This is a genomic window from Streptomyces sp. DvalAA-14 (genome assembly GCF_900091855.1).
In the GTDB taxonomy this organism is placed as follows: Bacteria; Actinomycetota; Actinomycetes; order Streptomycetales; family Streptomycetaceae; genus Actinacidiphila.
Map to the genome: position 1 here is coordinate 1 of NZ_FMCH01000137.1, position 11,452 is coordinate 11,452.

An 11,452-nucleotide genomic window follows, 5' to 3' on the forward strand; every position below is an offset into this window, starting at 1 on the left:
GGGCCGCCGGCCGGCGGGCGGTCTGCGGCCCGCGGCGTGAGAATCGCGTCATCGGCCGATTCCCCCCGGAGGTACCGGATGACGGGCAGCGAACGGAACAAAGGTGTCCGGCGTGACCGCTGTGGGCGGCGGTGTGTCGTCATGACCACCGCGCCGAGTGCGTCCGGCGGCCGCCGCGAGCCCGATCTCAGCGGGCAGACGGTCGTGGTGATCGGCGCCAGCTCGGGCATCGGACGCGAAACCGCCCGGCAGGTCCGCGTCGGCGGCGGCCAGGTGATCCTGGTGGGCCGCAACCCCGAACGCCTGCGGCAGGCCGCCGCCGAACTCGACCCCGTCGCCACCGCGGCGTTCGACGCCACCGACCCCGACCGCCTCCAGGGTTTCTTCGCGGATCTGCCCGGCCAGGTCGACCATGTGATGGTCACGGCCGGCGGCCCCCCGTACATGCCGTTGGCGACGATGGACCTCGCCGCCGCCCGCCGCGCCCTGGACGAGCACCTCGCCCTGACCCTCGGGGTCGCCCTGCACAGCCGGGACCGGGTCCGGGCCGGCGGCACGCTGCTGTTCATCGGCGGCACCGGCGGTCGCCGCCCCGGCGCCGGGATGGCCGTGGTGGGCGCCCTCACCGGGGCGCTGCCCGCCCTCGTCGCCAATCTGGCGCTGGAACTGGCGCCGATCCGGGTGAATCTCATCGCACCCGGATTCGTCGACACCCCGCTGTCCGCCTCGCTCCTGGGCGATCAGCTCGACGCCCGACGCGAGGAACTGCGCAGCACCCTGCCCATCCGGCGGGTCGTCGGCCCGGACGACGTCGCCGCGCTGGCCGTCCACCTCATGCGCAACGAGGCGCTCACCGGGGCGACGTACGACGTCGACGGGGGCCAGCAGCTGATCGCTCCCTGACCCCCGCCGGCCGTCGCCGGTTCACCTCTGCACGAGGTCGCCCGCAGCGGTGGCCACGACGGGGTCGGCGGCCGCGGCGCCGCGGCGGCGGGCCAGGCGCCCGGAGAGCACGTAGCCGGCGATCATCAGGGCGATGATCAGCACCGTCTCGGTGCTGCCCCAGAGCCACGTCGAGGCGCTGACCTCCTTGACGGGGATCTTGGGCAGGTCGTCCGGCGAGACGGCGGAGTGCTCGGCCGCGGCGGCCTGGAAGGCTTGATTGCGGGCCGAGCCGTGCAGGAAGGGCGCGACGAACAGCACCGTCGTCCCGAGCAGGACCTCGACGGCCACCGTGGCCGGAAACTCCCGGACCAGGAGCGTGTGCAGCGGGCGCCGGTCGCCGGCGGCGCGCAGCGCGTCGACGCGGGGGTGCAGCCAGAACTGGTTGAAGACGCCCAGCAGGAGCAGCGCGCCGAAGATCAGGATCTTCACGCCGAGCACCCGCCCGTACATCGTGGACGTCAGCTGGGACAGGCCGTCGACGTGCTCCCAGTACAGGAACAGCCCGGACAGTGCGATCGCGGCGACGCAGCTCATGGCGGCGGCCGAGAAGCGGCGGATCGCCGGGGACCAGAACGCACCGCGGTCCGCGGGGTCGACGGCGCCGGGGAGGACGAGCAGCAACAGGCCCGCCAGGCCGCCGATCCAGACCGAGCCACCGAGCAGGTGCAGCATCCACATGGCCGTCTCGAAGACGATGCGGCCCCAGTCGTCCGGCACCGCGTCGGGGAACTTGGTGGTGCCGAGCGCGACCGCCCCCGCGGCGAGCCCGGCCGCCAGCAGCCACCGCCGGGCGGCACCGGACGCGACCGTGCGGACCGTCAGCGGGACGATCAGCAGGGCGCCGACGAGGACGAGGGTGACTTCGAGTCCGGACAGGCGGCCGGCGTTGCTGCCGTCGTACAGCGAGTTCCAGGCGGCGCCGTAGTCGTAGCCGCCGCTTTCCGAGGCGTCGTGGGCGAGGTCGGTGAGTACCGCCGGCACGGCCAGCACCCCGAGGACGACCGCCACCCGGGTCAGCCGCGCGGTCACCGCGGCGAGGGCGTCCGATCCGATCGCGCGGGCCGCCGGTCCCGCGGCGGTCAGCGCCAGGGCGACGAGGCCGACGAAGCCCATCAGCGTGACCCAGGTCGTCCATGCCACGGCGCTGTCCTCGAAGGGACCGAGCGGGGTGGACGGCGCGGCCGCCGCAAGGGTCATGACGTGGGACGACTGGTCGGACAGGGGCATGGGACCACTCTCGTTCGCGGGCAGCGGGTATCGGGCGCCTTAGGTTAGGCATGCCTAACTTTCGAGGTCAATGTGAGGAACTCGACGGCCCCCGCGCTGAACAGAACGCGCCTCGGCTCCGTACCGGCCGCGTCCACCCGGGCCGGGCCGGGCGGGCCGAGGCGCGGTCGTGCCACGCGCAGGCGGCCGGCCCGGGTGCCATCCCGGGCCGGCCGCCGTCCGCTGTGCGCGATGCGCTGCGGGGTGTTCCGTCCTGCCGCTGCCCTTGTCCTCGGGCCCAGTTGCCGGTCGCGTGTCGCCTGTCGTCTCGCGCCCGTTCCCGGCCGGTCAGCCGCCGTGGTGGCCGCCGCCGTCGAATCCGCCGTGGCCCGCACCGTGGCCACCGCCCAACCCGCCGGCGTCGTGGCCGTGGTGGCCCTGGTGGCCCTGGTGACCGCCGTCGTGATGGTGGCCGCCCCCGGGACCGTGGCCGTGGCCGTGATGACGGTGACCGTGACCCTCGCTGCCGACGGGTTGCCGACCGGCGCCGTACTCGGAGCCGCCCAGGGACGGACCCGCACCGGACACCCGGCCCGCGCCCGAACCGCGACCCGGGGAGCCGCGACGGATGGACGCGCCCACCAGGGCGGCCACCAGCAGGACGCCAACGGCCAGTACCAGGACCACTGCCACCACCAGAACACTCATACCGATCCCCCGTTCCCGCGCGGCCCCGCCTTTCGGGCCCCGACCATCCGAGTGTTGGCCAAGAAACCGTCCATGTCACGCAACTTGATACTCATCTGAGCTTCCGGCGGCCGGGGACCCGGGTGATCGCCGGCCGGGCCACGTGCCCGCCGGCGTCGTGGTCCGCCGGCAATAACGCCCCGAGTACCGCCGCAACGGCCAGGGAAATCCGCCTTTTCGACCGGGAATTGCGCCAAGCGCCTTTCCCGTGGCCCGCAAACCATCACCCGGGTGTATTCCACCCGGCGGAGCGCGCCGAACTCCGGCACCGGCGGCGAATGGTCCGGCGGCCGGCCCTCCGGCCCGTCGGCGGTGGCCTTTTGGCGGTGGCCATTTGGCGGTGGCCGCGCCGCAGGCGTACGTGACCGCCCCGGCAATCGCCGCGTCCCGCTGTCCGGTTGGCCTTTGTCGGGCAAACTGTTCTCCGCCGCTGATGTGTCCCAGCTCACCGAGGAGCCGCCATGTCCGAGACCCTCCGCCTCGATCCGGCGAAGACCGCACTCGTCCTCATCGAGTACCAGAACGAGTTCGCCAGCGAGGGCGGGGTGCTCCACGACGCCGTGGCCGGTGTGATGGCCAAGACCGGGATGCTCGCCAACACCGTGGCCCTGGCCGGGGCCGCGCGCGCCGCAGGCGTCACCGTCATGCACGCGCCCATCACCTTCGCCGCCGGCTACGGCGAGCTGTCGCGTCACCCGTACGGCATCCTCAAAGGGGTGGTGGACGGCTCGGCCTTCGTCAAGAACACCTGGGGCGCCGCGATCGTGGACGAACTGACCCCGGCCGAGGGCGACATCGTGATCGAGGGAAAGCGCGGCCTCGACACCTTCGCGAGCACCAACCTCGACTTCATCCTGCGGAGCAAGGGAATCGACACGATCGTTCTCGCCGGCTTCCTCACCAACTGCTGCGTGGAGTCGACGATGCGCACCGGCTACGAGAACGGCTTCCGGGTCATCACCGTGCCGGACTGCGTCGCCGCCACGTCCCAGGAGGAGCACGACAACGCGATCACCTACGACTACCCGATGTTCTCGCTGCCGATGACGTCGGCCGAGGTGCTCGCCGCCCTCTGACCCCGCGGCACGGGCCGTCGCCCAGCTGGCCGCCCGGCCGCGCGGCCGGCGGTGGTGTCCCCGCACCCCAGGTAGCCGGCGAACACCGCCGCGCCCGGCTCCGCCGACCGGGCGGGTGCCGCGGCGGGCTCCGCCATGCCCGCGGACCGGCCGCGCGGAAGCGGTCGCCGCAGGCGCACCGCGCCGAACAGGCCATCCCCGGCCGCCTCGAGAGCGCTCCCGACGGGCGGCACGGGCCCGCGGCCGGCAACCGCCTTCTTCACCAACCGAACACGAACCTTGGGCCGAAGCTCCGTTGTCTACAGACTATTGACCCTGCACAGCCCCGATGCTTCACTTCCGCGAGAGCGCTCTCAGCTCGAGAGCCGGGCGCACCACCCCTCCCCCACCCACCTCGCAAGGGAGCGCCATGCCTGTCATCCCCACCCGCCGTACCGTGCTGCGCACCGCGGCTGTCGCCGCCGCTGTGCCGCTGGTCGGAAACCTCGCCGCCGGATCGGCCTTCGCCTCGTCGCACGCCCCAGGAGCGGGCCAGTTGGGCCCGAACGTCCTCGTCTTCGACCCCTCCATGGGCGACGCGGCGATCCAGGCGCAGGTCGACGCCGTGTTCACTACCCAGCAGTCCAACCAGTTCGGCTCCGAGCGCTACGCCCTGGCTTTCAAGCCGGGCACGTACAACGTCGACATCAACGTCGGCTTCTACACGCACGTCCTCGGGCTCGGCGAGAGCCCCGACGACGTGGTGATCAACGGCCATGTCACGGTCGACGCCCAATGGCTGCAGGGCAACGGCACGCAGAACTTCTGGCGGGCCGCGGAGAACCTGAGCATCGTGCCGCCGGACGGACTGGAGCGCTGGGCGGTCGCGCAGGCCGGTCCGATGCGCCGCGTCCACGTCAAGGGCAACATGACCCTGTGGCCCAGCCCGCCCGGCAACCAGTGGTCCAGCGGCGGATTCCTGGCCGACAGCGTGGTGGACGGGCAGGTGGAGTCGGGCTCGCAACAGCAGTGGCTGTCGCGCAACGACACCTTCGGCAGCTGGACCGGCTCCAACTGGAACATGGTCTTCGTCGGTGTCCAGGGCGCCCCCGCCCAGTCCTTCCCGACGCCGCCGTACACCACCGTCGACCGCACCCCGGTGGTGCGGGAGAAGCCGTTCCTGACGGTGGACCGCCACGGCTCCTACCAGGTCTTCGTGCCGGCGCTGCGCCGCGACAGCACCGGCACCACCTGGGCGCACGGCCGCGCCCAGGGCCACAGCATCCCGCTGTCCGACTTCCACGTGACGCGCCCCGGCGACTCCGCGGCCACCATCAACGAGGCCCTCGCCCGCGGCAAGCACCTGCTGATCACCCCGGGCATCTACCGTGTCTCCTCGCCGCTGCGCGTCACCCGTCCCGGCACCGTCGTGCTGGGCCTCGGCCTGGCCACGCTGCAGTCCACGCACGGCAACACCGTCCTGGAGGTCGCCGACGTCAGCGGTGTGACCGTCGCCGGTGTGCTCTTCGAGGCCGCCTCGGCGCACACCCCCGTCCTGCTCCGCGTCGGCCACGGCCCCAGCCGGGCCCGGCACACCGCCGACCCCACCGCGCTCTTCGACGTCTACGCCCGGATCGGCGGCGCCCTGCCCGGCGGGGCGGGTGTCAGCGTCCAGGTCGACAGCAATGACGTGATCTGCGACAACCTCTGGCTCTGGCGCGCCGACCACGGCCTGGACGGCACCGTCGGCTGGTCGGTCAACCCGGCCGACACCGGCATCGTCGTCAACGGCGACCACGTGACCGCGTACGCGCTGGCCGTCGAGCACTACCAGAAGTACGAGGTGCTGTGGCAGGGCAACCACGGCAGCACCTACTTCTTCCAGAACGAGCACCCCTACGACGTCCCCACCCAGAGCGCCTGGGTCCACGGGGCCACCAAGGGCTACGCCGCCTACAAGGTCGCCGACCGCGTCACCGAACACCACGCGTGGGGCCTGGGCAGCTACTGCTTCTTCAACCTCAACGCCGACATCTACACCGACCGGGCCTACGAGGTCCCCGACACCCCGGGCGTCGTCTTCACCGACCTGATGACCGTCTGCCTCAACGGCGCGGGCGGCGGCGGCATTCTGCACTGCATCAACAACAGCGGTGACCCCGTGCAGAACGGCTTCGCCGTCTACAACATGAAGAGCTACACGGACGGCGTCGCCGTCGTCTGACCGGCCGGATCCGGACACCGCCGGACCGGCAGACCGCCGGACCGGCAGACCGATGCCTGCCGCCGGCCCGAACGCGGGGTCGGCGGCAGGCCGTTCGGCGGTCCGGCCGGTCGCCGCGCGGCGGCTGCCGCGCCCGGGCGCCGCGCAAGAGTCCTCAGCCGGCGACGCCGAAGGGGATGACCTTCACGTGGCCGGCGCAGGGGCTGAAGGACCGTCCCGGCGGGAAGGGCGTCAGCGTGAGCGGCGCCGGGTCGCCCGGGAGCCAGAAGCGGGCCGCGTACGGGGGGTCGTACAAGACGGTGTCCCGTACGTCGTCGCAGGTGGAGCCGGTCAGGCTGCCGGTCCGCAGAAGGTCGAAAAAGCTGGCGGTCCCGGGCGCGAGCCGGACGTCGCGGCGGGCAGGCGGCGGTCCCCGGGGCCGCGATCAGCTCGGCGGAGGCCGTAAAGAGACCGGCTGACCTGCACGGATGGCAGGGTCGGCGGAAGCCGGGCCGCGCGCTCGCGAGCCGAAATCCGCCGGACAGGCGTCACCCTTCCGAAAAAGGGCATATAGCCCGAACGGGGCTTTTGGTCGGTCGGGCCGGGACAGCCGGTGCGACCGGGAGCGGCTGGAGCCAGCCCCCGTCCCGGTGGCTCGGAGGAGGCGTGGTGACGGCGTGGTGACGGCGTGGTGACGGAGGCTGGTGCGGCCGGGGGCGCGGTCGGCCACGGGCTGCTGGACGACGTGCTGGACGAGGCCGTCCGCCGGACCGGGGCCTACGCCGTCGGCATCTACGCGCTCGCCCCGGACGAGCCCGTGCTGGAGATCATGGTGATGTGCGGCATGCCCGGCGACTTCATCAAGCCCTGGCGCCGGGTCTCGCTGGCCGCTCCGCTGCCGGTGGCCGACGCCGTCAACGAACAGCGCCTGGTGTGGGTGAGCTGCCAGGAGGACCTGGCCCGGATGTACCCCCGCACCGCGCTGGCGACGCCGTACCAGTTCGCACTGGCCGCCGCCCCGCTGACCACCACCCGCCACCGGTGGGGCGCCATGCTGCTGCTGTGGCCGCCCACCCACTCCGGGCGGCTGACCGAGCAGGAGGAGGAGCGGATCGTGGGCTGCTGCCGCCGGGCGGCCGACCTGCTCGAGAACGCCTCCCACGCCAGCGGCCGGCCGCTGGCGCCCCCCGACCAGCTGCGGGTGCTGCCCACCGAGTCCAGCCGCCAGGCCCGGGCCGAGGGCACGCCGGCCGCGGCCGATTTCGCCGAGCGCCTGCCCGGCGGCTGCTGCGCCCTGGATCTGGACGGCCGGGTGACCTTTGTGACCGGCACCGCGGCCCGCCTGCTCGGCCGCGGCGCCGAGCAGCTCCGGGGCACCCTGCTGTGGCGGGAGCTTTCGTGGCTGAACGACCCCCTGTACGAGGACCGCTACCGCGCCGCGGTCTTCAGCCGCCAGCCCGCCTCGTTCCAGGCCTGCCGCCCGCCCGACCGGTGGCTGGACTTCAGCCTCTACCCGGACGACAGCGGCATCAGCGTGCGCATCGCCCCGGCCGGCCCGGGTCCCCGGCCGCGGCCGGCCACCCCCGCACCGAAGCCGCGCGGCGCGCCGACCCCGATGAAGCCGGGCCAGCTCTACGAGGTGATGCATCTGGCGGCCGGGCTGACCGAAGTCGTCGGCGTCCAGGACCTGGTGGACCTCATCGCCGGCCAGATCCTGCCGGCCTTCGGCGCCGACGGCCTGGTCCTGTTCGCCGCGGACGCCGGCCACCTGCGCGTGACCGGCCACCGCGGCTACACCGAGCAGGACATCGAGCGCGTCGACGGCCAGCCCCTGAACAACACCTCGGCCCCCATCGGCGAGACCTTCGTCTTCGGCAACCCGCTCTTCTTCACCGACCACGAGGAGATGGAACGCCGGTACCCCGCCCCCGTCCCGGTCACCGGAAAGGAGGGCCGGGCCTTCCTGCCGCTGACCATCTCCGGCCGTCCGGTCGGCTGCTGCGTCATCTCGTACGCCGACCCGCACCACTTCTCCACCGAGGAGCGGGCCGTGCTGTCCTCGCTCGCCGGGCTCATCGCCCAGGCGCTGGACCGCGCCCAGCTCTACGACACCAAGCACCGGCTCGCCCACGACCTGCAGCAGGCGCTGCTGCCCCACACGCTGCCGTCGATCCCCGGTCTGGAGGTGGCGGCCCGCTACCTGCCGTCCACCCGCGGCATGGACATCGGCGGCGACTTCTACGACCTCATCCACCTGGGGGACGCCCGCTGCGCCGCCGTCATCGGGGACGTCCAGGGCCACAACGCCGACGCCGCCGCCCTGATGGGGCAGGTCCGTACCGCCGTCCAGGCGTACGCCACCGCCGGCACCCCGCCCGACCAGGTGCTCACCCGCACCAACCGGCTGCTGACCGATCTCGACCCGGGCCTGTTCACCAGCTGCCTCTACGTCCATCTCGACCTCGGCCGCCGCCGCGCCTTGCTGGTCAACGCCGGCCACCCGCCGCCGCTGCTGCGCGACCCGGTGCTGGGCACCCACGTCCTGCACGTACCACCGGGCCTGGTGCTGGGCGTCGACCGGGACGTCACCTATCCCGTCACCGAGATCGACCTGCGCCCCGGGGCGCTCCTCGCGCTCTACACCGACGGGCTCGTCGAGGTCCCCGGCACCGACATCGACGACTCCACCGCCGATCTCGCCCGCGCCCTGGCCACCGCCGAAGGCACCCCGGACCGGATCACCCGCACACTGCTCGACCACGCCCGGCCGCCCGGCCGCCGCAGCGACGACATCGCGGTCCTGCTGCTGCGCGCCACCTGAGCGCGCTCCGGCGACCCCGCCCGCCGGTCCATCGGCCGCGCGAGTCGCCGAAGGGCCGCCGGTCGGGGAGAATCGCCCCATGGCTCTTCCTGCTGCCACCGCCCGCTTCTCGGCCGCGGATCCGCTCCTGCTCCTCGCGATGGACCACCGCGAATCACTGGGGCGCACCGTTTTCGGGGTCGAGCACGACAGCCCGACCGACGAGCAGCGTGCCGCCATGGTCCGGGCCAAGCAGCTGGTCTACGCGGGGCTGCGGATGGCCCTGCCGTCGGTGCCCGCGGGCCGGCCGGGCGTGCTCGTCGACCAGAGATACGGCGCCCCGGTCATCGACGCGGCGCACGGCGATCCGGTGGTGCTCGCCGTCCCGGTGGAACGCAGCGGCCGGCCGTGGTTCGAGTTGGAGTACGGCGACGACTGGCAGCGCCGTCTGCGGGCGGCCCGGCCCGACTACGCCAAGGTGCTGGTGCGGGACAACCCGGCGTTCCCGCACGATCTGCGCACCCGTCAGTTCGAGGCGCTGCGCCGGGTCGGCCGGGGCCTGTCCGAGCTGGCTGTTCCGCTGCTCTACGAGCTTTTGGTGCCCGGCACCGACGACCAGCTCGCGGCGGTGGGCGGCGACACCGACCGGTACGACCGCGACGTACGGCCGGATCTGGTGGTGTCCGTGCTGGCGGACAACCAGGCGGCGGGGATCGAGCCCGCCATCTGGAAGATCGAGGGACTGGAGACGGCCGACGCCGCCCGGGCCGTGGTCGCGCAGGCGCGGGCCGGGGGCCGCGGCGGAGTCGATGTGATCCTGCTGGGCCGCGACGCTCCCGCCCAGCGGCTCCACCACTGGATCGAGGTGGCCGCCCCCGTCGACGGGTTCGTCGGATTCGCCATCGGCCGCAGTATCTGGGACGACGCGGTCGCTGCCCACCGTCGCGGTGAACTGGACGACGAGGCGCTGTCCCGTCAGGTCCGCGACCGCTACCTGGACTTCGCGGGCCGCTACTGCGCTGCCAGCGGCGCGAGCGCCGGGCAGCGCGGGGACCCGGCGAGCTGAGCGCGCCGCGGGCGGCGCCGGGCCTGGGGTGATCAGCCCGTCCCGGGCAGGAGGGCGGAGATCCGCCGGCACTGGTCGTCGGAAGAGCAGTCGGGGTAGAAGGCGGACCACTGCGCGGGGATCTCGCCCGTTCCGCGTCCGAAGATCGCCAGCGCGTCGCCGTCCGCGTAGGTGAGTCCGCCCTGGTCGACCACCGGCCGGGTCATCAGCAGACGTGCCAGGTCGGTGCCGTCCACGCCGTATTCGTCCCGCCACATGGCGACCAGATCCTGCCCGGTACAGCCCGCGCAGTCGTCGGTCAGGAAGGACGCGGCGGATCCGCCGGCCAGCAGGCGGGACAGCGCCGGGTAGTCCCGGGCGCAGGCCGCCCGGTACACGGGCTCGACGGTCTTGCGCCAGCTGTCCTCGACCGCGCCGACGCCGGCGCCGGTCCCGCCCACTCCCGCCAGGTCGGGTCCCGGACACGGCACGGCGGAGGAGGCGGACGCGCCGGCGGACGCCGACACGGACCCGCCGGAATGGGCCCGGCCGGAGGCTGCCGCGGACGCGGCCGCCCGTCCGCCGCCCGCCCGGGGTGTCCCCGGGCCGGCCGGATCGCGCAGCCCGAATTCCAGCAGCAGACCGGCGGCGATGAGCAGCAGGGCGGCCACCAGCCACAGCGCCCGCCGCCGGGAGCGGCGGTTCCCGGCCCCCGTCAGCAGGGTTTGCATGCCTTCTCCGCTGCCGGCGAGGCGCCCGGGCCGGCGCTCTGGCACACCGAGTAGTCGTCCTGCAGGGAGAAGACCCGCCGATAGGAGGTGCCCTTGCCGCCGGGGCCGAGGTTGATGGCGGTGACCTGGAAGGGGCTTCCGTGGTCGTCGATGACGGTGTGCTTCTCCGTGGCGCCCAGCATGTAGGTGACCGCGAGCCGGAAGGCCACGTAGTGGTGTGCGGTGAAGGCCCGGGCCAGCACCACCTGCTGTTCGGTGTCGCCCAGGGTGATCGTCCGCTGGCCGAAGAAGGGCTTGCCGGGGATCGCCTCGTCATTGCTGCCGAAGCCCACGTCGCGGGCGATGGGGCGGGGGCGGTCCATGTCGAACATCATGTTCATGGTGGAGGGGCCGCCCTGGGGCGGGGCGCAGACATAAGTACCGGACAGCGGCGGCGTTTTGCGCACGATGTCCGGCTGGATGTCCAGGATGTCGATCCGCTGGTTCCGGTTTCCGGTCAGAGTGAGGCGGACGGTCACGTTGTCGAGACTGACCCCGCCGGCCGCGTGGACGAGCCGGTCGAAACCGGGCGTCGTCGCCTCCTGCGGCCGGGACAGGGTCCGCTGCTGCGCGGCCGTGGGCCGGACTCGCCCGGGAGGCGGAACTGCGGCCCTCGTCGTCCAGGCGGACGGTGTCGACCGCCACCGAGATGTCCGGGCCGGAGCGGATGCTGTCCTTGGC

General features: G+C 73.3%; 10 protein-coding genes. 6 read left to right on the forward strand and 4 right to left on the reverse strand.

Annotated elements, in window-relative coordinates:
• The first annotated feature begins 141 nt into the window (after positions 1-141).
• Entirely contained in the window at positions 142-903 is a 762-nt protein-coding gene (locus GA0115240_RS06375; protein ID WP_093735678.1) for an SDR family oxidoreductase, read from the forward strand.
• A gap of 21 nt (positions 904-924) precedes the next feature.
• Here GA0115240_RS06375 and GA0115240_RS06380 read toward each other — a convergent pair whose 3' ends face one another.
• Positions 925-2,172 (reverse strand): copper resistance D family protein, encoded by a 1,248-nt coding sequence (locus tag GA0115240_RS06380; protein ID WP_202451093.1) that lies wholly within the window; start codon positions 2,170-2,172, stop codon positions 925-927.
• 339 nt (positions 2,173-2,511) lie between these two features.
• Between GA0115240_RS06380 and GA0115240_RS06385 the strand changes: the two genes are divergently transcribed.
• From GA0115240_RS06385 to GA0115240_RS06395, 3 genes are all read left to right on the forward strand, one after another.
• A complete protein-coding gene (locus tag GA0115240_RS06385; protein ID WP_141708747.1) occupies positions 2,512-2,958 on the forward strand; it encodes a hypothetical protein in 447 nt (148 codons plus the stop codon).
• Between the two features lie 401 nt (positions 2,959-3,359).
• Positions 3,360-3,974, forward strand: coding sequence for a cysteine hydrolase (locus GA0115240_RS06390; protein ID WP_093735680.1), 615 nt, complete (start codon positions 3,360-3,362; stop codon positions 3,972-3,974).
• Positions 3,975-4,383: 409 nt separating this feature from the next.
• Positions 4,384-6,177, forward strand: coding sequence for an adenylyl cyclase (locus GA0115240_RS06395; RefSeq protein ID WP_093735681.1), 1,794 nt, complete (start codon positions 4,384-4,386; stop codon positions 6,175-6,177).
• Between the two features lie 154 nt (positions 6,178-6,331).
• Here the strand turns inward: GA0115240_RS06395 and GA0115240_RS36670 are convergent, their stop codons facing one another.
• Complete coding sequence (locus GA0115240_RS36670; RefSeq protein ID WP_161302049.1) at positions 6,332-6,472, reverse strand: hypothetical protein; 141 nt, start codon at positions 6,470-6,472, stop codon at positions 6,332-6,334.
• Between the two features lie 372 nt (positions 6,473-6,844).
• Between GA0115240_RS36670 and GA0115240_RS06400 the strand changes: the two genes are divergently transcribed.
• Together GA0115240_RS06400 and GA0115240_RS06405 are read left to right on the forward strand one after the other, a co-directional pair.
• Positions 6,845-8,977 (forward strand): SpoIIE family protein phosphatase, encoded by a 2,133-nt coding sequence (locus GA0115240_RS06400; RefSeq protein ID WP_346267921.1) that lies wholly within the window; start codon positions 6,845-6,847, stop codon positions 8,975-8,977.
• Between the two features lie 79 nt (positions 8,978-9,056).
• Positions 9,057-10,022: a 2-deoxy-5-keto-D-gluconate 6-phosphate aldolase domain-containing protein gene (locus GA0115240_RS06405; RefSeq protein WP_093735682.1), complete on the forward strand. Its 966-nt coding sequence runs from the start codon at positions 9,057-9,059 to the stop codon at positions 10,020-10,022.
• 32 nt (positions 10,023-10,054) lie between these two features.
• Here GA0115240_RS06405 and GA0115240_RS06410 read toward each other — a convergent pair whose 3' ends face one another.
• Both GA0115240_RS06410 and GA0115240_RS06415 read right to left on the reverse strand, forming a co-directional pair.
• The gene (locus GA0115240_RS06410; protein WP_093735683.1) at positions 10,055-10,732 is read right to left on the reverse strand and encodes a hypothetical protein; all 678 of its coding nucleotides are present in this window, start codon (positions 10,730-10,732) and stop codon (positions 10,055-10,057) included.
• Positions 10,717-11,452: hypothetical protein (locus tag GA0115240_RS06415; protein WP_218087415.1), on the reverse strand; the 736-nt coding region annotated here is incomplete at its 5' end. The genes GA0115240_RS06415 and GA0115240_RS06410, both read right to left, overlap by 16 nt.